The 22344-nt window shown below is 58.6% G+C and carries 14 protein-coding genes and 2 pseudogenes; 4 read left to right on the forward strand and 12 right to left on the reverse strand.

From position 1 onward, the window contains the following. Positions 1 to 2616: 2616 nt before the first annotated feature. The gene (locus AC0WRY_RS07920) at positions 2617 to 2955 is read right to left on the reverse strand and encodes a hypothetical protein (protein WP_246776432.1); all 339 of its coding nucleotides are present in this window, start codon (positions 2953 to 2955) and stop codon (positions 2617 to 2619) included. 323 nt (positions 2956 to 3278) lie between these two features. On the opposite strand from AC0WRY_RS07920, the gene AC0WRY_RS07925 reads away from it, so the two are divergent. Both AC0WRY_RS07925 and AC0WRY_RS07930 read left to right on the forward strand, forming a co-directional pair. Further along, positions 3279 to 3542, forward strand: coding sequence for a hypothetical protein (locus AC0WRY_RS07925; protein WP_194408513.1), 264 nt, complete (start codon positions 3279 to 3281; stop codon positions 3540 to 3542). A gap of 249 nt (positions 3543 to 3791) precedes the next feature. Next, the gene (locus AC0WRY_RS07930) at positions 3792 to 4076 is read left to right on the forward strand and encodes an H-NS histone family protein (RefSeq protein WP_371746354.1); all 285 of its coding nucleotides are present in this window, start codon (positions 3792 to 3794) and stop codon (positions 4074 to 4076) included. Positions 4077 to 4782: 706 nt separating this feature from the next. Here the strand turns inward: AC0WRY_RS07930 and AC0WRY_RS07935 are convergent. From AC0WRY_RS07935 to AC0WRY_RS07945, 3 genes and pseudogenes are all read right to left on the reverse strand, one after another. Next, a pseudogene (locus AC0WRY_RS07935) lies at positions 4783 to 5529 on the reverse strand (IS5 family transposase). Between the two features lie 172 nt (positions 5530 to 5701). Beyond that, a complete protein-coding gene (locus tag AC0WRY_RS07940; protein ID WP_491122906.1) occupies positions 5702 to 6715 on the reverse strand; it encodes a methyltransferase in 1014 nt (337 codons plus the stop codon). Positions 6716 to 6750: 35 nt separating this feature from the next. Next, positions 6751 to 7710, reverse strand: coding sequence for a Bug family tripartite tricarboxylate transporter substrate binding protein (locus AC0WRY_RS07945; protein ID WP_491122907.1), 960 nt, complete (start codon positions 7708 to 7710; stop codon positions 6751 to 6753). A 113-nt stretch (positions 7711 to 7823) separates the two neighbouring features. On the opposite strand from AC0WRY_RS07945, the pseudogene AC0WRY_RS07950 reads away from it, so the two are divergent. Beyond that, positions 7824 to 9372: pseudogene (locus AC0WRY_RS07950) on the forward strand (winged helix-turn-helix domain-containing protein). Between the two features lie 1505 nt (positions 9373 to 10877). Here the strand turns inward: AC0WRY_RS07950 and AC0WRY_RS07955 are convergent. From AC0WRY_RS07955 to AC0WRY_RS07965, 3 genes are all read right to left on the reverse strand, one after another. Next, positions 10878 to 11096: a hypothetical protein gene (locus AC0WRY_RS07955; protein ID WP_304489398.1), complete on the reverse strand. Its 219-nt coding sequence runs from the start codon at positions 11094 to 11096 to the stop codon at positions 10878 to 10880. 788 nt (positions 11097 to 11884) lie between these two features. Continuing rightward, complete coding sequence (locus tag AC0WRY_RS07960; protein ID WP_491122908.1) at positions 11885 to 13519, reverse strand: calcium-binding protein; 1635 nt, start codon at positions 13517 to 13519, stop codon at positions 11885 to 11887. A 645-nt stretch (positions 13520 to 14164) separates the two neighbouring features. After that, positions 14165 to 14371: a cold-shock protein gene (locus AC0WRY_RS07965; protein WP_194406476.1), complete on the reverse strand. Its 207-nt coding sequence runs from the start codon at positions 14369 to 14371 to the stop codon at positions 14165 to 14167. A 388-nt stretch (positions 14372 to 14759) separates the two neighbouring features. Between AC0WRY_RS07965 and AC0WRY_RS07970 the strand changes: the two genes are divergently transcribed. Then, positions 14760 to 15005, forward strand: a complete 246-nt coding sequence (locus AC0WRY_RS07970; protein ID WP_194406477.1) for a DUF7662 domain-containing protein — start codon at positions 14760 to 14762, stop codon at positions 15003 to 15005. A 610-nt stretch (positions 15006 to 15615) separates the two neighbouring features. Here the strand turns inward: AC0WRY_RS07970 and AC0WRY_RS07975 are convergent. From AC0WRY_RS07975 to AC0WRY_RS07995, 5 genes are all read right to left on the reverse strand, one after another. Continuing rightward, positions 15616 to 16230 carry a DsrE family protein gene (locus tag AC0WRY_RS07975; RefSeq protein WP_194406478.1) on the reverse strand — a complete coding sequence of 205 codons (615 nt, stop codon included), beginning with the start codon at positions 16228 to 16230 and terminating at the stop codon, positions 15616 to 15618. A 27-nt stretch (positions 16231 to 16257) separates the two neighbouring features. Continuing rightward, positions 16258 to 16605 (reverse strand): hypothetical protein, encoded by a 348-nt coding sequence (locus tag AC0WRY_RS07980; protein WP_246776433.1) that lies wholly within the window; start codon positions 16603 to 16605, stop codon positions 16258 to 16260. Positions 16606 to 16883: 278 nt separating this feature from the next. After that, a complete protein-coding gene (locus AC0WRY_RS07985) occupies positions 16884 to 17924 on the reverse strand; it encodes a TAXI family TRAP transporter solute-binding subunit (protein ID WP_194406480.1) in 1041 nt (346 codons plus the stop codon). A 39-nt stretch (positions 17925 to 17963) separates the two neighbouring features. Continuing rightward, a complete protein-coding gene (locus AC0WRY_RS07990; RefSeq protein ID WP_491122909.1) occupies positions 17964 to 19358 on the reverse strand; it encodes a hypothetical protein in 1395 nt (464 codons plus the stop codon). Positions 19359 to 20428: 1070 nt separating this feature from the next. After that, the gene (locus AC0WRY_RS07995; RefSeq protein WP_491122910.1) at positions 20429 to 21529 is read right to left on the reverse strand and encodes a helix-turn-helix transcriptional regulator; all 1101 of its coding nucleotides are present in this window, start codon (positions 21527 to 21529) and stop codon (positions 20429 to 20431) included. Positions 21530 to 22344 lie beyond the last annotated feature (815 nt).

Raw genomic sequence — 22344 nt, forward strand, 5'->3', positions numbered from 1 at the left:
GGAGATGTGGCTTGAGTCGCAAGAACCATGCCAGTGAGTGCAACCGCAATTATTTGGCCGGCGTCCCTCTCCACCCATAGGCCTGGCGTGCGATCTGGCCAGTGGCGTCGTCCCTCTCGTCAGAGAGACGCCAGGCCGCACTCCGAAGCAAACAGTTAAAATTACTGCTGTTGTTAACAGTGCATCGATAGAAACCGACTCACACCTATACCCGCAAATCGACGCATGAGTGAGGGCCATGAAACGTTGATTCGGAAAATACAGATCCGTTGACCTAAAGGCAGGGCATCCCAACAACAGCCAGTCCGGATTTATCCCGCGTGCAGTTTCTCCATGTCGGCCGCGCGAGCCGCATCTGTTCGAACAGCGGAATACTGATTGGTACGGAAGGCAGCCGGTTATGAACTCACACGCGAGACGGGCCGCGGCCTAGGGGCAAAGTGCAGGTGGGAACGTTGGGTGCGGGCGCGGACCGCACTGATAACGTTGCGGACCTCGCATCCCGCGATGCTGAAAGGGCGGTCGAAATGAACGAGGAAAAGCCGATCACTGCGAGCGCTATGAACACAACTCCGGAAAATACGCTGGCCATTTGAACCTTCCTCACTCGCCTCAGCATCGGACGGAAGTGTTTCAGTATTGTTTCGCTTTGGCGCCAATATGGCTTCGTACACACAACCGTGTACTGCGGAGTGGTGTCTTGCTATGGCTACCCATAAGCTCCTGCAGGGGCCATCTAGGAGTGAGCTAGCAGCCCAGAATATTTACATCTCGGATGGTTGCACCGGCACAACGGGCAATTTTGATTACGGGACTTTCCGTCCGAGATCTTTCAGCACCGCGTGAAGAAAATCGCTGGCATGGTCGTATTGCGCGTTGCCGCTTCTGACCTGGTGGGCTTGCGGCTCCATTATCCGGCCCACGGTTTCGGGGCCCAGAAGTTCAACTCTGTCCGACCGCTGCTGCAGTAGACGATCGGGAATGTCTTTCACGGATTCGAACAGTCTGAGCAAGCACTGTTCGCCCGCCGACTCATGGTCGTGATGAGCTTTCGCTGCGAAAAATGCGAATAACCCGCGGAATGCCTCACGGGAACGACAGGTTTTCCCATCGCAATATCCCTGAAAATAAAATCCCAATAAGATCTAGGTTGCCGACTTCGCACGGGAAAAAGTTGCAAAAATTACTTTCGTTCACCTAGGTCAATGCTCGTAATCTACTCAGCCCTAAGCCAAGAGCGCCGCGGATTGTATTGGTTGCCTTCGACGGTCCTGTCGAGACTTTGTCGCGACCAAAATATTTAGTTCATCTATTTAAAACGAGGTGTGGCTAGCTCAAACTGGTTCGGGCTCCGGTGATTGCCGCTGCTTAGCCGGCGCAGGTGGCCCCGGAGCGCGACGACCAAGAGCCCCTTGTGCAGCCAGGCGGTCGAGAAGCTGGGAGCGCGATATCCGAGCTTCGCGTCTCGTGTGGTGTGCCGCACGTTCTTCGTGCGTTTTGACGCGCAATAGAGCGCCGACGACCAGCATTCGAAACCCTTGCGAAGCCTAAACCGAAAGCCGTTGCTCATAAGCGCGAATGGAACTTTAAAAGCTCGCGATTTAATGACAAATTTTGTTATAATATATAATTATGATGACTCCATCGCAAAAATGAAAAATATGCTTGGAGAAAATGGGAGGTTGCAATGGAAGCTGCTCGCCGCTTTCGCGCCATGGCATTGCTTTGTCGACAGACTGCCGCGCTTCAACCGGGCAGAAGCTGGCAGCTGCTTGCAGAGGCGGAGTACTGGGAGCATCTGGCGGCTGCGGCTTTAGCTCATTGAGCTTCGGTCGAGTGATTGTTCGTGTTTCTCTTTTTCGGCGGTTTTTTAGTTCAATTCATTTTCCGAGGCATGTGATGTTGCGTACCCAGACTTATACTTGTGCCGTTCTGAGAGCGCGGCTGCAGGCGCTGGTGACGGAGCTTAGAGAGGTGGAGAAGCTCCGAAGTAAGCTCCGCCATGTAGAAGCGAGAGCAATCAGCCGAAGACGTCGGATCAGGGCGGACGGCAAAGCGAGAGCCCTTTAGGCTCGAGACTCGCCTGGTCCGAAGCTTGATATTCGAATCCCCAACTAAGTGGGGAGGTCGCCGTTCGTCCCGCGGGGGAATAACCTCCGCGAGTATGTCTCTGCGACGCACAGCCCGCCAGCCACTGCGACGTACCTCGCTATTCTTTAGAACACTCAGCGGCGAAGCCCGGGCCTCTATTCAGGATTGCGGGCTCGCCCCAGAGTCTCATTCGTTACACTTCGGAACACTGCAACAAGTCGATCGCGTTCCCAAAGCTCCACGTCGTGCTGGCCGTTCATCTGCTGGGCTCGACGTCTCGCCGCTTGCTCGTCAATGCAATCGAGCTTTGCAGCGCAGATCACTCGCCGATTCCCGTCCACCATGAACACTCTGTACCGCACGATGGCAGTCCCAAACTCAAGAGAGGACTGCATCATAATCGAATGTTGGGCTGAGGCAGTATGAGATGAAGTGCAGGCGCGTGGAACATTATAAGTGTTGCAATCCGGTAGATCCAGCGCGCCAGAAACTCACCGAGCCTTTGGGTGATCTACCAGCATGTTTTCAGTGGCGAAATCTCACCGCGTGCCGAAGTGCCCGAGTCGCGCTTAGTATCGAGAAGCCTCCCAGCATCATCAATGCCGCACCGAGCCAGGTTACCGCTCGGCTGCGCACCTCGCCCGGCGCCTGTTCGTCGCGCGCAGCCGTCGGCATAACAAGAGATAAGTCGCCTCGCGCGGCAGCGGAAAGCTTCTCAACCTCAGCTTGGGACGGCACGGAATGCTCGGCCGTGAGCTGGCCGCTGGGAAGATCAGAGAGGGGAGCCGCCGTAATTGGGGTCGACGTGCCGGAATCGAACACAGAAGCAGCATTCGCCACCTTCATTTCGCGTGCCGGCGGCATCGGTTGAGGCTCGTCAGCCTTCGCAGAGCTTGGTAACTCCGCGTGCGCATCGCTTACCGGGCTCCGCCTTTGCCGCATGTTCTCGTTCTCGTCGGGCCTGACGGTGCGGGTAGCGATGCGACGATGACCCGGTTGTCGCGCCGTCGCGACTCCCTCGGCCAAGAACCAGCATTTGCTGCGGCCTTCCCGCCGATACACCCAGCGCTGGCTGGTGCCGGGCGGGTTGCCGGGCTGTGCCAAGCATTCCGGTCGCGCTGACGAGCTTGTAGCAGGTTCGCGAGGTGCAGGATGAAACAAGTCAGTAAACGGGGCGGAGAGCGCAGGTGTCGCCGCAAGATCTCCAAGGAGAACCAAGCTGGCGAAACGACATCGCAAATGATCGGACATCGAAAACTCTCGGTGATGTGCCCCACCCGAGACTTCGCGGCGATATTGGCCCCGATACGACTAAAATCCGGCAGGGCAATGAATTAAATGTGTTCCTGGTCAGTGGAATTAAAATACCTATCCAGCTCGCGTCGGTTGCATCAGGGTTAGCTCAATTGGCCAAGCTGGGGGCGAAGCTGACGAGCGAGTTTCTTGGATAATCTCGCTTTGGTTGCGGCGAGCGAGCGTTGCGTCGATGATCAATTAAATGCCCTGCCATGATGTTACCGCTGTCATGCCATTCTCCGCGCCGCATCCCGCATTTAAATGTGGATTGTGCGATTATCATCGGTCTGATGCCTTGCCTGCTTCTTCATCTCAGACTTTTGTGCCTAGGCTTTCGTCCCTAAACCTCGGATCTCGCCATGGACACCGCGCATTTCAATTCGCTCTCCCTTGATGAGCTCTGGATGTTTCACCAGCAGGTCACTGCCAGGCTTACTCAGAAACTCTTGGTGCAAAAAGCACATTTGGAGGAACGACTTCACAGGATTGGGCTAGCCGAGAATGCTACACGGTTCGATCGTAAACGCCGTCCATACCCGCCCGTTCGTCCCAAATACCGCAATCCCACGAACCCGTCGGAGACATGGTCCGGTCGTGGCAGGCTGCCGCGGTGGCTGCAGCCGCAGCTCCGAGGCGGTCGGAAGTTAGACGATTTCCTAATCGAGCGGGCTTCAGTGCAAAAGCGCTAGGCGAATTCAACGGCGGTTGCGACATCTGGAATGAGTATGCTGGCGACGGCGGTGATCCATCCTGCGGCTGGGATCATTGCTTCAAAGCCTCATCGAATTCCGGTCTAGAACCGTGCTTGGAGGGATTGTCATCCCGCTATTTGAAATGACCATCTTTTCTCGGCTGGACCGCGCGGTCTTCTGTGGTCGCCACATCGAGGCCGCGTTTGTTGCGGGAAATCGGCTGAACCGTTGAGCTGTAACTTTCGGCCGCGCGACACATTGGCGTGGCAGACCGGTTCTCGCTCGATGCTATTTCTTCAGTAACAGCCCCAACTTCCGGGCCATTCGCCTCACGGACCCCGCGTAGCGGCCGAGTTCGGCGGCGATCCTGCCGGCGCCAACTCCCTGCCGGGCAAGCCTTCCCAATCGTTGGGTCTCCTCTTTAGCCCATTGCTTTGGCTTCGGTGTTTTCATGCTGCGAGCACTCGGCTCGAACCAGTAAACCAGCGAGCTTGGTGGTTGACACTTGGGAAATTTACGGGTGGCCAGCCCTTTAAGAGGGGTTGTTGCAATCTGCTTGGATCGTCTCAAGACCGGGGCCGGCGCAGTGGTCTGGCGGAAGCAGCCGCAGGCTCGTGAAGCAGGGCTCGCTGCCGACACGAGCTGCACGATGCGGATCTCGGAAGGATCGGCTGCCTCGAGCCGCATCTCGTACGCGGACTCATTAAAGGCGCAGCCATAGCCTGATTGACGTGGGTTGAACGAAGGCAAGGTAGTTGGCGGCGAGCCTGTCGTAGCGCGTCGCCACCCGGCGACGTTGTTTGATCCTGTTGAAGAGCCGCTCGACCCGGTTACGAGCCCGGTAGAGGTAGGGACTGAAGCAGATAGGATCGCTGCGATTGCTTTTCGGCGGGATGTTGGCCCACGCGCCCTTCTTCATGGCAAGCGCTCTGATCCAGCCGGCGTCATAGCCACGGTCGGCAAGCAACATTGACCCGGACTTCAGACGAGACAGCAGTTTTCCCGCAAGTCGAACGTCGTGGGCCTCGCCAGGACTCAACGCCAGCCGTACCGGCAGACCATTGCTATCGACCACCGCATGAAGTTTACTCGTCAAGCCGCCGCGTGACCGCCCCATCGATTGGCGCTGGTTTCGCATGATGCAGGCTCCATGCTGATGCACGCGGACAATCGAGGTGTCGATCATTTGGACAGCGGCATCATGAGCAGCGGCAAGTGCGTCTATGATACGGCTCCAGACCCCAGCCCTCCGCCAGCGAACGAAGCGGTTATATCAAGTGGTGTACGGGCCGAACGCCTCAGGCAGATCGCGCCAGGGTGCTCACGATCTCAAGACCCAAAAGATGCCGTTTAGGACACGACGATCGTTTACCCGAGGAACGCCACGCGGCTTGTTGGGCAACATCGGCTTGAGGGCCGCCCATTCAAAATCGGCAAGTTCATAGCGCATGATTCGAAGCTCCATTTTGACAGCTTGAATCACAGGCATCCGACCAAACATAATGCGCCTAATTTGTCCACCGTCACTGCTGCTTTTTGAGCGGAGCGGACATCAACCAAGGGACTGTCCGGCTGGATCAGTCAAAATGATCCTGTGTCCGCACCGGAAGATATGGCGCCGTCTATTTTTCGCCGATGATCATGGAGTTTCCACCTGGAAGGTGGCGAACCATCGTCTTTGTGAACCCGGCCGAACGCATCCAACCGGTGCAATCCGTTGCCGTATATCCAAACCCACCCGCCGTCCAAAGGAGCATGTTGAGAGAGGAGAGCAAGCCAGTTGTGCTTGTGCGCCGGTCGTCATCGATCAGCATATCATAGACGATGACAGCCCCGCCGGTCTGGATCGATCGATACGCCTTGTCCAGCAACATCTTCTTGGCTTCAAGGTCCCAATTGTGGAGGACGCGACCCAACACGATGACATCGGCCTGAGGCAACGGATCCTTGAAGAAATCGCCTCCCGCGAAACTCACCCTATCAGCGACGTTGCGTTTGACCGCGTACTCCTCGAATGCCGAGCACAGCATCGGGAGATCGAATCCGATCGCGCGGACGTGAGGATGAACCAAAGCAACCTGGACCGGTAGGCAACCTTGAGCGGTGCCTACGTCGCAAAGTGTCTGATAGTTCTCCCAGGGGAACTGGTGAGCGATACCTTGAGCGGCGAGCAAGCTGCCGGACGTCATCGCGGTGACGAAGGTCCGGAATCTCGCTGCGTCGTTGTACAAAGACCCAAAATGATCATGGCCATGCGTTTCGGCCGCCGGGTTGCCGGTCTGCAGCGACTGCGTCAGCGACCCCCATAAGACGTATTCGCGGCGGTTGTACTGATCGAAGCTGGCGCCGAGATACGTCGGCTTCGCTCGGTCTAGATAAAAATCGCTCTCCTCGGTGTTGCGATATCGCCCTTCGTCATCTCGCGTCAGAAGACCAGTGGCGACGAGTGCATCGAAGAAGTCGCGAGCTGAGCGACCGTGGACCCGAATGCGGCTGGCGAGATCCCTCGCATCGAGCGGGCCGGCTGCGAGCTCGGAAAAAACTCCGAGTTCGACCGCGCTCAATAGAACTTTCGCCTGTCGATAGGCGCTGCCGATCTCGAAAAGCCGATCGGTACGCGGATGTTCGCGGGTCATGGGACATTTCTCCTGTCTCGGTGCTTTGCGCGTCCCTATTTCGGCGGCGCCTGGGTGTAACGGGCGAGCGCGTCGCGCTCGTCCATGACGATCTTTTGCAGTTCTGCCGGAGAGGTGACTCGTACCCGCATGCCGATCGCATTGAAGCGTCCCGCCAAGTCCGCGCCTGCGCCGATCGCGTGCAGGTCGGCACCGATGCGTTCACGCAGCTCCGCCGACATCCCGCGGGGCGCGAAAAAGCCCAGGAACGCTTCGTACTCAAGCTCCGGAAAACTCGACTCGCGCGCCTTGGGAACGTCCGGTAAGAAGGGGGATCGTTGACTATTCGTGATCGCGATAATCTTGATCTTACCGGTTTGCGCCATCGGCAACTGGGTCGCGAGGGCAGCAGCATAGAATTGGAGTCGATCTTCCGAGAGGTCCTGCATCGCCATGCTCACCTCTCGGTATGGGACACGCGGGAGATCGATGCCGGCGCGCTTCAAAAACCCCGGCACTAGATAGTCCAGACTGCCGGGAGTTCCGCTCCAATTGAACTGGCCCCGCTTGAGGCGTGCCTGCGCCACAAATTCGGACAGCGAGCTTGTCGCCAGGGAAGCAGGCACCCCTATCGCTACGTAGACTTCAGCGGCCGCCGCAACCGGCAGCAGATCATCGGGATTGTACGGAAGGCTGCCCGCGTGCGCGAGCAGGTTGCTCGTGAGCGGTCCCCCGTTCGTATAGAGGAGAGTATGACCATCGTTCGAGTTGAGCACCGCGGTCGCGGCGATGATGCCGTCGGCGCCTGGACGATTTTCGACGATGACGGGCTTCCCCCACCGCTCCGCAAGCTTTTCGGCGAACGGACGCGCCGTGACGTCGCCACCGCTGCCAGGCGGAAATGGCGTGATGATCTTCACGACTTGGGTTGGCCACGACTGGGCGTTGCCCGGAAGCGCGGCAAACGAAAGAGCGATCGTTGTCAGCAGTCCCAAAGCTAAATGCGTGGTGCGCATGACGGAATCTCCTCGTCCCGATCGCCGGCACGGCGGTTTGTCGGGCTCGATGGACACTACGGAGCGATACCCTTAAGGTCCTTGTTTCAGGGTCTGAAGAGTTCTGAACAGGCATGGCGGTCAATCCGAAACCGGATCGAGACACTGTTCGATTTGGAAAGTTTGTGCTGGATCTTGTCGAGCGGCGGCTGACCTTTTCGGGACAGCCCGTCAAGCTCCCAAGCCGCGCGCTCGATATCCTCTGCGAATTGGCTTCGGTCCAAGGCGAGGTTGTGAGCAAGGATCGCCTGATGGAAAAAATCTGGGGCGGGCCGCGTGGTGGAGGAGAACGCGATCCAGGTGCACGTGTCCGCCTTGCGCAAGGCACTTGAACTCGGAAGTGACGGTCAGAGCTACGTCGTTACCGTTCCGGGACGAGGCTATCGCCTCGTGGGAGTCAAGAATGGTCCAGACATGCTGGCGTATTCGGGCTCTGGAGACATCCCGGCGCGCGGGACTACGGTCGCCGTGCTGCGGTTCGCCAATCTTAGTGGGGATTCCAGCCAGGATTACTTCGCCGATGGTATCGTAGAGGACATCATCACGGGACTATCCCGTATCACCGGTCTATCGGTGGTCGGCAGCACGTCGAGTTTGCTGTTCGAAGCCGGCACCGGCGACCTGGCAAGTATCGGGCGGAAGCTGGGGTGCCGCTATCTCGTGCAGGGGAGCGTGCGCAAGGCCGACAATCGCATAAGGATCACGGCGAGGCTGGTTGAATCTGACACGGGTGCTGCATTGTGGGCCGAGCGGTACGATCGCCGGTTTGACGATATTTTCGAAGTTCAAGACGCCATTGCGATGAGCCTGATCGGGGCACTCGAACCGAATCTGCGCAAGGTCGAAATCGGCCGCGTCCGACGAGAGCGTCCCAACAGTCTCGATGCCTATGATCTCGTCTTGCGGGCGATCTCATCAATGCGCACGACCATGCCGACGGGCGCTGGGGAAGCCATTCCACTTTTGCAGAAGGCATTGGAGCTGGAGCCCGATTATTCGGCTGCTCAGGCACAGCTGGCGCGATGTTTTCAGATCAGATTCAGCCGCGGTGGACTGAGCGAGGCCGATCGCGCCACCGCCGTCCGCTATGCTCGCGCTGCGACGAGAAGTGATGACGCGACCGCACTCGGTGCTGCCGGTCTGGTGATCTGGTTCGCTGACCCTGACTTCAGTGACGCGTTCGAGGTGTTTCGCCGGGCTCTGTCGATCAGTCCTTCAAATGTCGTTGCCTTGGGGAATAGTGCATTCGCGCATGCGTTCATGGGCGACCGCCAAAGTGCGCTTGAACTGGCGCAACACGCGCTCGAGGTAAGTCCTTTCGATACACTGATTGCTCATATGGCGATCGCGGTGACTGAGCTCTATGCCAATCGGTTTGATGAAGCTCTGAAGGCAGCGGCTCGCGCAGTCGAAGCCAATCCTTCATTCAGTGTGCCGCACGTCCTTCAAACGATTGCCCTGGTCCGGCTCGGTCGAATCGAAGAGGCGAGATCGGCCGCCGAACGTGTCTCGAACCTAGACCCCACGTTCACGATGCCAGTATGGTCAGTCACCGTACGGAAAAACCCTGCCGTTTTCGATCCAATGGCACAGGCGTGGAGCGAGCTCGCTAATTGCAGTTAATGTCTGCGCATGCGATGTGCGACATATTGCGCCACCGCATGATCTCGGCCGCTTTCGGAGCGAAGCAGACAGGTCGAAATTAATGAGTACGCGCCCTCGTGGGCGACCTCAACCGAAATGGGCATCCGCCTTTAAAAGAGTGGTCTTGAGAAAAAGGCTGGTCTTGGCCCAGCTGCGCTGACGAGTCAGCATATACCGCTCGTCTCGGCGAACTAGGTCAATTACCGGTGGAGAAGTGCGTGGCTCGAGGACGAGTGTGTGTTGCATCAACAGGAACTGGATTGCGGCGTGGGGGTTAATGCAAATTTGGCGAAGGAGATCGTCAGATGCCCGCCAAGCCGCAATTAATTGCCGCCATCGTCGCAAGCTCATTTCTAGTGGTCCTCGCGTCAGACGGCATGGCTAATGCCGGGTCCGGAGGCGCAGGCACCGGGACAGGCCCGAGTAGCGCCAGCGCTGGCCCGTCGGCACCCTCTGGAATGGGGACGGGTGCAGGTAACGCTGGTTCGTCAGCAACTCCGGGAATGGGAACGAAAGATACTGTCACCAGCGGAAATCCAGGCATCAACGCCGAGCCGAGCAATTCGAACGTTCAGCCCGCCACGCGGGCGAGGTCGCGGGCGGCAGCCCAGGCCGCACGAAATGCAGGGGCTGGCCACGCGCAAAATGGCCTGCCGATCGGTGCGGTCGGAAGCGGCACGAGCAAGGAGGATCAAATCTCCATCGGCCTAGCGTCTTCCCGAAATAGATCCGGGCCAGCAACACAGGCCCAAGGAAATACCAATGTTGATTCAGAAGGTCTCTCAGGGAGAGGCACGAGCCTTTCGGACCAGATCAGCCTTCCGCGCGCTGCACGAGCTGGAGACAAGGTGCTGGACGCCAAGGCGCAGGTCGGGCGACGGACAATTGTCTCCCCCCGACGCGTTCCGGGGCGGCCAAAATTAGGTTTATAGGCGGAGGGCGCGCCTCTTTTCGCGGTGCTTACGAGAGCACAAGCAGGTGACGAGACGAACACTTGCCAGTTGCCCGCTAACGCTGCGCAGAAATTTCCCTGTTTCGAGATCGCATGCTTTGATTGCAGCAGGCTTCAATTTTCAGGACAGTCACGCGGAGCCCGTTCGTGGATCGCCCCAATTACCTTGAACCCGGAAGGGCGACGATGGCCACTCTGGCTATGACACTATGGCCGGCCTGGTCTCCACAGGCGATAAGGTGATGACGCAGGATTTGGTTGGTTAGGCCACCAACGAAAATGCCGAATGAGCAGCCGCTCTGTTGCTCAAGCTGCATTGCGTAAGCGGACCAGCGAAGTTCGCTCCCTTCAGGGCAGAGGCACACTTCCGTCAAGGCATCACTACAAAAGCCCCAGCTCCAGGGCGGCCTGGAGCTGGGGCCTGATCCAGCTGGCCGGGGGGCCAAGGCAGCTTGATCAGACTTCGCCGAAGAGCATGCGAACCTAGCCCATCGGCCAATCGGTCCACGCCCGCGGTCGAACTAGTAGAACCTCAACGGCCCCTGTCGTCCTTGCCGTTAGGGCTGCCATCTCCGCCACCATTGCCCCAACCATTGTTGCCGCGGTGGTGCACCAAGCCGCCGCCGGAATGGGCGATGGCTGTGCTGGTCAGAGAGGTCGAAAGCAAGGCTGTGATCGCGGGTGGCGTCACCACCGCGAACTTTCCGCAGGTCTTCAGAAATTCGCGACGGTCGTCATCTTGCTCGGGCATGGTGTCCTCCGCGCCGGCTGAAGGATTAAAGCGCCTAAATAGAATTAAATCAAATTAAATAAGTTCACTGATGGTGTGATCACGAGAATGCGACCCGAGGCAAGTTAGGTGTCGCCTTCAGTTGGTATTCATTGGTGGGGGACCTCCTGCGCCGCCTTCCGGGCACGTGAGTGACGATTTGTCCTTTGAGGCGTTGGCTGTACCGCTTGGTTGGCTCGACTGCCCTTCGAAACGCTGAAGCAGGCTGTGATTCGCTGCGGATGCGGCGGCATGAAAACGATCGTGTTGCGAAAGCTCGGCTCGCGTACTGGAAAACCGTTTGAACCCATTTCCGACTGCGCAACTCGCCAACCTTCAGCCTGCGGCAGACGGAGCGCTGATCTCTTACGAGCTGCCGGTTCAGTCCGATCATCGGGTAGGCGGGATATGCGGCAGCTTCCTGTTGCCAAGTACCGGCTCGCCTGGTGCTAGGTCCAGTGGCGGATGTGGCCTTGCGAGGCCCGTCGTACCGGGCCGCGTTTCGTTGCTCGCCGTCCTTGTGTCGACCCCATCGAGTGTCGTGACGAGCGCCGCGAGGATCGCAACGATTACCGCACTAGCGAAAAGTACGACTGAGGTGCGGTGGCTATTCCACTCTTTACTCATGAGGGGCCTCCACAGCTTCCGAAGTGTAATACGGCTCGGATAGTTCCCCCCGCGCGTCCGGGGCAGCCGAAGACTACCCGATGACCTCGTCGCCCTGAGCACGAGGTTGTTTGTCGCGTGCGCGGGTGGCCGTGAGCGTCGGCTCAGACCAACAAACCCTCCTGATGTGGCGTGAAGATAAAATCCTGAGGGCTGAGTGCTTCCTCGCTATGCACCACCACGTCGTTTCCCAGACCAAACGTGATCGAGCTCTCGTGTGTTACAGGATCAAATAGCGAGATACTCAGATCACCGAAGGTCTCTATGTGAAGCGCGGAGACATCGATGTGATCGGCTCCCAAATTCGAGAGGCTCTGCCCGAAATCCTCGACCTTATCGTGGCCGTTGTCGAAATTGAACACAAACGTGTCGTTGCCACCTTTGGCCAAGCCAAGCATCACCTGGGCATCGCCCCAGACATCATCATTTCCGGTGCCGCTTACTAGTTTATCGTCGCCGCCGCATGCGTGGTCGGACATGGATCGGGCATCGCCGACGAGAATGGTCTCGTAGCTGCCCGCCGGATGCGGATTCGGATCATCGCCACCAACCAGCGTGTCATTACCGCCGTCGGCGTGGCCGGACATGACCGACGCATCCCCATACGCCTGATTGACCAGCCCGGGGAATACGTTGCCACCGATATAGATGTCGTCGCCGCCAACAGCTCGATCACCCATATTGCCGCCGGCATCGCCATAAAAGATATCTTGGTCTTGGGTGTTTGAGGCCTGGAAAATGTCGTCGCCGCCGTGGGCACGGTCGGACATATCGCCTGCGGCGTCGCCATAGAATGTACTTCCCCCTAGGCCGGTCTTGTTGAAGGTGTCATCCCCGCCTCGGGCGGAACCGGACATGTTCCCGCCAGCGTCGCCGGCGAAGACATTTCGATCGGTCAGGGTTACATCGCTTGAGTCATTGAAGGTGTCATTCCCACCGGCGGCGAAGGCGGACATGTTTCCACCGGCATCGCCAAAGACAAAATTGAACGGATTGGCTCCGCTCACGGCGAAGCTATCGTTGCCGCCAGCCGCATGACCAGCCATGTCGCCGCCGGCATCGCCATAGAGATAACTGTTGTACTCAGATCCGCTCACAGTGAAGCTGTCATCACCGCCACGGCTAAGCCCGAGCAAGCTACCGCCCGTGTCGCCAAAGAACACTACATTACTGTCCGGTCCGACGTGGCCAACGAACGTGTCGTTGCCCCCCGCCGCCCAATTGATTAAGTTGCCGCCAGCGTCTCCGTATACGGTGACGGTCTGATGCCCACCACCGGAAACGCTAAAATGGTCGTCGCCACCACGGGCGTGACCGGACAAGATTCCGCCGGCATCGCCGTAGGCATTCACCTTCACCCCGGGTGTAAAGGTCGGGGGCAGTTCGAGATTAAGGGTGTCATCGCCGGCAATAGCCCAAGCCGAGATATCACCGCCAGCATCGCCGTACATATTCAGGATGAAAGCCTCACCAATGGTGACAACAGACGCGAGCACCTGCGCTGACAACGTATCGTCGCCGCCCCGTGCATGATCGGAAATATTACCGCCTGCGTCGCCGAACAGACTTCCTGCGCCGGAAGTTACCAATGTGTCGTTACCGCCAATTGCGTGGTCGAGTAAGTTCAAACCCGCGTCCCCGAATAATAGGTTCATCGGTTCAGAACCAATCAGAGTTTGGCTTCCGCCATGCTGTCGTCCCGTGAGCGACCCAGTCGTATCGCCGAATAGAACCGCCATGGGCCCCTCCGTTTATTATGCTTCACGTGAAGATGCGCGGTGAACATCTACAACGCTTCGTTGCCATATATAAATCACGTTTTAAATCAAGGGAATTAATATTTTAAATCGATGTTCTGAGGAGTTTAGCGATGAGCCTGCTAATCTGACGATGCGGCCTGAACGGCCGCAGCACTTCTCAGCTCTGCCGCGGCCTAAGGAGGATTCTCGTCCCCGTCCCATCTCAGCCCAGCGTCGTGCGTAACGCAGAGAATCGCAACCGTCCCGCGGCTAGCCCGCGATTGCTCGTCACAGTTCGATGGTCGTAGCGTCTCAGAGCTAAGGAGGGAGCGATGCGCCTTGTTTTGCCCTATGTGGGAATCGGCATCTGCTTTTGTGTCGTCCTCTGGTTTGCATCGAGGCTTGTCCTCTAGGGCGGCATTTTGCCCGTTGGAGCGCCTCAGCACACCTGTTTGCCACCGATTTGAGAGCCGAATCCGTTGCTGCTACGGCCAATCTTTAAGGAAAGGAGACGTGAAGGACGCCGCGCGAGACACTGCCGACGCGCTCGCGAGAATAAGTAGAGGAAGAGACCACTGAAACTAGCCGCCTAAGGGCGGCTTCTTTCGTTCTGCTAGGCACAGGCCGGGCTTTGCATGTAGCGTTTCAATCAACGCGCAGATCCTCGGCAGCCATTTTCCCGGATCGACCCGTTCTAAGCTCGTAGCTGACACGCGCTCCTTCGCGCAATACATCATGACCGGCCTTTTGCACCGCGCTAATATGCACAAATACATCCGGCCCGCCAGCGTCAGGCTGGATGAAACCGTAACCCTTCGTCACGTTGAACCACTTAACCGTCCCCATCGCCATGGTAAGACGCTCCAAATGGTTGAAAGAAATCCGACTGGCGTTAGTTGAAGCTCGCTTCGGACAGACACAATTTCGCGCCTTTCGCGCTCAAGCGCGCTGAGCACAATCACAACCGTCTATTCTCCCCAATGTACACGCTCGCACCCGCAAGAGTGGTACTGAACTTGAGAGGCCTTCAAAGCTTTTGACCTAGAATAGACATAGGACTTCGAAGATAATTTGCGGACCGTGCCTCAGCTGCCCGTGCATTGACGGACGCGATGGCAATTTAAACTAGCTTTTTCCCGAATGAGGAATTAAAATGATTATGTCGTAATCATATTTCGTTTTGAGAAGATTGAAATGGGAAACCTGTGTTTTCCCGTGATGCCGTGACGAGCTGGATTTGATGTCCGTTTACGACCCCCTGCGGAAGGAGCTGCAGCGCCGCAAGGCAGAAACGATCCGCCTCAGCTTCTCGGAAATCGAAGACATTCTTCGTCGACCATTGCCGCCGTCAGCCTCCAGGTTCAGCGCGTGGTGGGGAAATCAGACATCGCGCAAAGGTCACACGCAGTCTATGGCCTGGCTGCTCGCAGGCTTTGAGGCCAGAGTTTCGCTGAAGCAGCGGGTAGCCGAGTTTCGCCGACTATGAAGGCATTTGCGTCGCTTAACGGAGTGACCGCGATGACCCGGCATCCAAACGAAGCCTGGATGGTGGAGAATATACCATCTGTGCCGTTATTGCATCGTTCGCTTTCTTTTGCCAAGGCGGAGCCGCTGGAGGAACAAGGCGGGCTTTCTTAGCTTGAGAGTCGCCAGCTTACCGCGGAGCTGGCAGAGCGGCCCCGGCCACCTCAACAGCCGCCCCAAAGCCGGGGCCGTCTCTTAGGTGTTAGTATTGGAGTAGGTCGTCTCCACGATCGGCGCATCGTGCTGCACAATCGTGCCGCACAAACGTAAAAGGCTGCTGCGCTTGGTGAGGGTCGGCGGACGTCCAAGAACGTTTTGCACTTCGAAAGTACGAGCATGACGTGGAGATCGGCGCTTTCAGTCCCCCGTTTTGGACCGTGGCGACCTGCGCATGGACCGCCATTATCGTAAGTCGGGCTTTGGATGGCTTGCTCAGTCCGGCGCCGCGATAGGCCTCTAGTGTGTCAAGCTTGCTACTCCAATAACGGCTCTTGGGGGCGACCGCACGAATGTCATCGGTAATTCGCGCCGCGCCGAGCTACGGTCCATTGATGATCTAGCCGCCCACGAAGTCAGGGTTTTACGTAACTCCAGCCCTGCTCTTGCAGCTCCATAACGCGGACGACGCCGGATTCAACAACCGTGGCCTGCGGAATCAACTTAATGTCCTTGCTTTCCGCCTTACGCATGTTTTCCTGGGTGTTCGCGCAGGCCCTGAAAGATATTTCCGGATGGCTCATCGCGAGCACCTCGATGCGAGGCTTTACCGGCGAGGTGTCGTCGCGCAACATGTGAAGGCCAGGGCCGAAGGTGACAACCTCGATGGACACGGGCTCGCCCCGATCGTTGTAATATTGCGCGACGTTGGTCGCATTGTTGAGCACCAGATTCATCATGGCAGGCTCATTGGAGTTCACCTGTAGGATCAGCCTATGCGACTTCGCGGCGGAGGCGGCTTTTGTCGCCTGAGCCAGCATCGGCTCAGCCCGAGCGGCGGGGTGCCTTGTTTGGTGCTGGCCCTGCTTTCTCGCCGGCTTCAATCTGCTCTGCGTCTGAGAATTTGCTGAGCTATCATTCGCTTGTGAGATCACATGGTTGTCTATCTCGGCACGGACGTTCGCGCTAACCAGGGCTATCATCGCCAGGCCGCTGATGATGGCTGCCATTGCCGACTTCAATTTGCTCATCTTGTTCCTTGCCCGTTTCTATGACCATCACCCTCCTGGTCTGGCGACGCTATGTGGCCATTTGCATGCCGCCGCCAGTTTCTCGCGCACGTGCCCGAATCCATCGAGCTGGAAATGTCCTTCCTGTACCGCGCCGATGCGAGGCGAAAGACGCACAACAATATTGCCGTCGTCCGGTAGTGCCTTCAGCCATTGAATGGCATCGCCGCCGAAAGAGACGCCGGACCCGAACGACGGCGAGGCGGCCGCGAGTTGAACTGGCGGATCCGCGTTGACTTGATACGAAATTACATATTCCTTGGCGCTGCGTGAGAGCAAAGCTCCTGCGACCGTAACTTCTGTGCGACCGGCTCGGCAGTGAATCGAGAGTTGCATGGCGGCGCCATCGGCAGCGCTGACCGAGGAGGTGGTAGCGGCGACGACTGGGGAATAGTCGATCGGTGACGTAGTCTCGCTCACAAGCCATCGGTTGTCTGATGCTTGTCGGCCGAGCGATGGAGCCTCGCGTGGCGAATTATGCAGGCAGTCTCGCCGCCCTGACCCCTCCGCCACCGAACACGCTCGAGCTATCCCCATGGGGTCCTTCGCACTTTGCGCGTGCGCGATTTGGCAGGCGAAGCTGACGGCTACGACCAGAGGAGCGGCCGCATGATTCATGGTGACTCTGCTCTCCGCGAGTTGCGATCTAGCCATTCCTGGGCGGCGTGAAAACGGGTGAGACCAGGAACGGTGGCTGCTAGATTGATCGACCTCCACTTCGCGTCAAAGCCCGGCGCCTGAAGCCGATCAATACGCGAGAACAGATACTCGACGAGGCGAGCCACGCGTTGATAGCGGTTTGAGCGTGGCGGCCAATTGAAAGCAACCAACGCTGTCGAAACCGCGATCGTTGAAACTCGCTCACCCGGCTTGATGAGGTTTGGGTACTCATTTGGCTCCAATGTCGCCGGTAGGTAATAGTCCTCGAATCTACTGTCATAGTGAACCGGAAGAAATTTGAAGCCCGCCTCCCAGCGACCGCGGACGAAGGCGTCGACCGGCTTTGACGTAATGAATACGACGGCCGATATCTCCCCTTTGCGCATCTGTTCCAAGGCAACCTGATGCGGAATAAATGTCTTGTCGGCCTCGATGCCGAGGCGGCTGAAGATCAGCGGTCCGGAGTAGGCGGCTGCGGTGCCCAAGGTGTTGAAGTTGACTCTCTTACCGGCAAGATCTTGCAGATTTGTGATCTCCGGCCGCACGAAAACATGCAGCTCGGACGGGAAGAGGTTGAGCAGATATGTGATGCGGCTTCGGACCTGAGGTGCCTGAATTTTGTATTCCTCGAACGCGTCGGAATTGATGATCGCCGTGTCGACGCCGCGCAAATAGAGCAACGCGTTCAAATTGTCGGTGGCCCCGCGCGTGACAATCGGTAGGAGATGCAGATCTGCGCCGTCATCGACGACGCGTGCCATTTCCGAGGCGAGACGGATCGGTGCGCCTTCAAGCAGGCCGCCGGCGAGCCCGACGGTCCAGGCATTGACGCGGTCCTTCTCACTCTCCTGAGGGAGCGACCGTCGGATCACCTGGACATCAGCTTTGGTGCTCTTCGCGCTTTGGGCCTCAAGGCAGGCCGTCTGCAGCATCATCGCGACTGGCATGAATCCAGCGAGCAGCAGCAACGAGTGTGACCTTGGCACCTTCTTCATGTCGATCCCTTCTCGAGCAGGACTGCGACGAGTCCCTTTTCAGCGAGGCAGTGCATCAAGCCGTTCCTGGGCGCCGCGAATGCCGCCCTTTTGAGCCTTGGCATACAGCTCGCGCGCCCTCGCCACTTCACTGCGCGTTCCGTAGGTTCCTAAGGCGGACAGCACGGCCGGATCGTAGGTCTCGGCGAGCATGAAACTTGCCTGCGGGACGTCCTTCTCAGCCGCGAGCTCAAGCACAATCCGCGCTGCTCCAATATCCCCCTGATCGAGCAAGGCCCTGGCCCGCGGAATGAGTCGAGTCTCTGCCTCGCTTTGACGTGCGGCTACGGGTCCTTCCGCTACCATCGTCCCCCCGTTCTGCGTCGTTGGCGGGACCAAGCGTTCAGTGGCCGGAGCGGTCGAAACGTCCTCAGTGAGGCTTGAGGACGCTTTACGGTCTCCTGCCTGAGCCTCCGTCCCGCTCCGCTGCTGTCGCAGCGCCTGTCGCAGTTCGGCTATTTCTCGGCTCGCCGCCTGTTTTTGCTGCGCGATCGCATCATTCGCATCGCGCAATTGAATGTTCCGGGCTTCGATCTCACGCCGCGCTTCCGCAAGTTCCGAGGCCAACGCGGCCGCATGCGCTCGGGTATCTTGTACCGCACGACTTTGTTGTTCGGCATTCGCCGTTTCAGCCCGCGCAGCTTTGGCCTCTGCGACGAGCTCGGCGTTCTTGTCTCGCTCCTCTTGGAGAGACTGCTGCAATTCCGCGATTTCGTGAGCCATTGCCTTCCTCTGCTGCTCGGCGACATCGGCGGCATTGCGCGAGTCTTCGTCACGGGTCTCGAGCTCGCGGCGAGATCTGGCAAGTTCTACCGTGAGCGCGTCCTTGCCTGCTTGCTCCTGTCGAAGCGACTGCCGCAGCCGTTCCGCGGCCGCTTCTGCCGCCTGCGCGCGCGGGACCGTGATATCGAACTCGTTCCGGGCGCCAGCCAACCCGCTGGCGAGTGCTTGCTCTTCATCGAATTGCTGCCGCCCAAAGCCTGGCGGCACCGCCAACATCGACGCTGCGGTCGTTTCCTGCTGAAGTGCCGCTTGAGAGCCGGTTTCGATCTCGGCTTGTCGATGGAGGCCAAAAATAGTTCTGCCATCGCTCCAGACCGCGTCTTGACCCGCTCCCGAACTAAATGGGTCGAACGCGGCGAGCAGGACTGCTCCAAGGAAAATTGCAGGGATCAGGATGAGGGCGGCTGCGGCCGAGCTGCCTGATGGTTCGTCGTCCGGATCGCCATACTCGGCTGCTGGATACCAATGAGTCGGAGCAATATCGATTGGCGTGCCGTCTTTCCGAACCCATCCATCCATGTCTGACGACCACCGGACGGCCTCAACAGCCCCCGCCGCACCTTCAACCCAGATGAATTCACCATCCCTTGGCGCAGTATCGATTGGGCGCATAGTCACGCCTCTTTCGAAGAGTTAGGCAGTCAAAATAAAAATTAAATAACAAATAATATATAAATTTAACTTCAGGCAGAGTCAAATTAATCTACAGCGAGAGCGGCTCCTACGGTTGCGTCGCTTTCCGAAGGGTCGCGTTTCGCCCTGCTCGATCTGACGTTTCGAATGAGTCCGCGCGTTGCGGGGATCGGGCGTAAGGTCGTTGGCCAGGCGGTAAGCGATGGAGAGCTGCGATAGCGCAGCCGGTCAACTGTCTGGTCTCATGCCGTTCACCTTGCGGACCGAAAGTCAGGAAAAAGACACCGCAAACGGCTTCTGCACGGCTGCGAAGCTCTGCATGGCAGCCGTTGCCGACTACGAGCGGTCGGTGGGAAGAGCCCTCACTCAATCTGTCGCCTGTTCTTTGCTGGCTCCGTGCAGGTATGGGGCAAGCAATTTCCCTGTTCGCAGCCTGTTTTTTGCACGATCAGGAAAGTGTCCTTCTCGATGCATGACCCGCGGCAAACAGGGCTCTATTTTCATTGGCAGCTTCCAGAACCGGCAAGCCATGCCTGTTCTTCGGCACGATCTTCGAAAATTCCCTGCGGCCAGCGATGGACGCCTCGCCTCCTTGGGGGGCATGTTTTCTCCCGACATAGCCCATTTGGGGGAGGCGCACCCGAAGCGGGTGGCCTATCGCCTTACGCGACGGTCCGTTTCTCGGCAGCGTTTTTGCGTTGGTTTGGGATGCGTGCGGGCCGGTCGTCAAGTCGCGAAGCGACGTCAAACCGTTGGGAGACAATCTGGTGGATCTCGATGACTTTTCGTTCTTCGAGCTCGAGATGCGCAAGCGGTCACGGGGCTGGGCGTGGCGTATTGGCTCACGCGACGGAAAGGCCATCATGCGAGGACGAGCGAGGAAACGCGTGGTGGCGAGATATCAGGCGACAAGCGCGTTGTTTCTCTTGCTGATGAACGTGTCCGTGGCGGCTCGGAGCCGGAAGTGAGGGGGGCGCGCGCATAAGGCGCTGAAGTGCTGCTTCGTGCTCGGAGGAAATTTGGGGGTGCCGATGGACACAAGCCGGATGTCACCCCAACTGCGAAACCAGCGTGACCAGCTCCGACTGGCGGTGGATACCTGTTTTCGAGAAGATCGACTTCAGGTGGTTGCGGGCGGTTTCGCGCGAGATGCGCAGATGGTCGGCGGCGTCGGCGATCGATGTGCCGGTCGCGAGCAGGGCAGCCAGTCGGGATTCCGCCGGGGTGAGATCGAAGGCCTGGCCGATCAGCGCGGGGTCCGGCGCAGGGCGCGGGGAGAGATTGGACAGGATGAGCAGGGCGCGCGCTCCGAGGAAAACGGAGCGCGCCGCGCCGTCCACCGGCAGGAGCCGTAACACGACCGGTGGCTTGGTCGTCCGGCGGACAAGGATCGGCGAGGCGGCGATGGCGGCGGCATCCGGCGTCGATCGGATCATGCTGACCAGCTGATCGAATCGCGTCATCGCATGCTTGTCGCGAAGAAGCAGGCGCCGCCCCCTGATGCGGATCTCGGCGTCGAAGCCGTGATCGGCCATCTGGTTCGTGCGCAGAACCATGCCTTCCCGATTGAGGACCAGGGCGGGTTGTCGAACCCGGTCCAGGACGTCGGTCATCGAGGTCAACGCGGCTCGTCCAACCGCCGTCGCGAGCGTGGCGGTCTCGGTCAGGCGCGGCGCCAATTGGGCAAGCAGTTGCTTGTCGCGCGCTTCGAACGTGCCTTCGCGGCCGGTCCGTTGGAGCGTCAATGCCCACGCCGCGCTGTCGGCCCAGAAGCCGATGCCGGCAAACCACCGGTATCCGAACGGGAACAGTACCTCGTTGTACATGGGATCGGCACGAATCTGCTCAGGCGTCATCACATCGAAGTCGGTCACGACCTCGCCCGCCATCATGCGGGGAAAGCCCCTGACGCGCGGGTCTCTCAAATGCCAGTTGTTCCTGAAGTAGAGATCGGTGGCTTCGGCAATCGAATCCGTGCGGGGAACGTCCGGGGTTCTGATATCGCTCTGAAGAAGCAGGGCCGCCGACGCTCCGACGGCCTTGCAGATGTCATCCATGATGCCGCGCCAGGCTTCCGGATTCACGGCAGCCTCGCCAAGTCGATTGAGGACCTTCGACAGCTCCTCATTGTCGATTCCATTGGTCTTCACGAGCGGTTCCCCCTCCGCTGAGCCCCGGGGCATTCGCTGCGAGCCGGCGCGCATCCTTTCTTGCTGCATTCCGTGCAGACACCCCGCGTCATGCTTCGTGAGGAGGCGGCCCGACGCAAGCCCCTTTGCTTGTTTTTCCTGAAAACGGCGTCCGACCAAAGTCTAGCGGATAATGTCTGCCGAGACGCTGTCCCCTGCACCTGGATGACCCATTCGGGTCATGCGTCAAGACGTGCGGGGGTATTCCATGGAGCAGGAAAGCTTTCGTCCCGGGAATTGAGAATGACGTTGCTCTGCTCGAACCAGATTTATTTCGGCGCAGGTTCTCCGCCTGCAGCGTCGATCCGCAGTGAGATCTGGGTGCGGCAGAGTGTCGCAGGCACCGCAGGGGGACAGGGCGAGCCTCGCATCCCGGCGCCATCAGCGGTGGTAGCTCATTTGCTCGGCATCTTGGGCGATCTCCTCGCGCCGGTCGCGACGCGAAGGGCGATCGCTTCGTTCCGGCCCTTATTGTGCTGTAGTCCGGGAAAGCTTCGATTCCCCGTTTTGCTGAAATCGGGCGCGACCGCCGGTAGGGTGCGCGCGCATTCCAGGCTGCGCTGTCCAGTCCACACTCCTCTTAAGGTTAGCCGCTGTGCTGTCTTGACGCAGTCACGCAACAGTGGAAACAATTTGCAATTATCAGAAAAGCTTTTTCGACGTTCGGAAATAGCAATTTCGAGAATTCAGGCGACGCCGAGCAACGGGGCGAAGCGTCGAACGATAACAAGACCACGTCATTTCAAACTCACGCCGTGGGGCTGACGGCGAACCCA

Source organism: Bradyrhizobium sp. T-12, assembly GCF_058314695.1.

Bases quoted from the DNA above. Each gene is read 5' to 3' on its own strand.
- AC0WRY_RS07955 (WP_304489398.1), bottom strand. From the start codon at position 11,096: ATGCCCGAGCAAGATGACGACCGTCGCGAATTTCTGAAGACCTGCGGA.
- AC0WRY_RS07945 (WP_491122907.1), bottom strand. From the start codon at position 7,710: ATGCGCACCACGCATTTAGCTTTGGGACTGCTGACAACGATCGCTCTT.
- AC0WRY_RS07990 (WP_491122909.1), bottom strand. From the start codon at position 19,358: ATGCGCCCAATCGATACTGCGCCAAGGGATGGTGAATTCATCTGGGTT.
- AC0WRY_RS07920 (WP_246776432.1), bottom strand. From the start codon at position 2,955: ATGCCGCCGGCACGCGAAATGAAGGTGGCGAATGCTGCTTCTGTGTTC.
- AC0WRY_RS07985 (WP_194406480.1), bottom strand. From the start codon at position 17,924: ATGAAGAAGGTGCCAAGGTCACACTCGTTGCTGCTGCTCGCTGGATTC.
- AC0WRY_RS07940 (WP_491122906.1), bottom strand. From the start codon at position 6,715: ATGACCCGCGAACATCCGCGTACCGATCGGCTTTTCGAGATCGGCAGC.
- AC0WRY_RS07965 (WP_194406476.1), bottom strand. From the start codon at position 14,371: ATGGCGATGGGGACGGTTAAGTGGTTCAACGTGACGAAGGGTTACGGT.
- AC0WRY_RS07980 (WP_246776433.1), bottom strand. From the start codon at position 16,605: ATGCAACTCTCGATTCACTGCCGAGCCGGTCGCACAGAAGTTACGGTC.
- AC0WRY_RS07975 (WP_194406478.1), bottom strand. From the start codon at position 16,230: ATGAGCAAATTGAAGTCGGCAATGGCAGCCATCATCAGCGGCCTGGCG.
- AC0WRY_RS07970 (WP_194406477.1), top strand. From the start codon at position 14,760: ATGTCCGTTTACGACCCCCTGCGGAAGGAGCTGCAGCGCCGCAAGGCA.
- AC0WRY_RS07960 (WP_491122908.1), bottom strand. From the start codon at position 13,519: ATGGCGGTTCTATTCGGCGATACGACTGGGTCGCTCACGGGACGACAG.
- AC0WRY_RS07930 (WP_371746354.1), top strand. From the start codon at position 3,792: ATGTTTCACCAGCAGGTCACTGCCAGGCTTACTCAGAAACTCTTGGTG.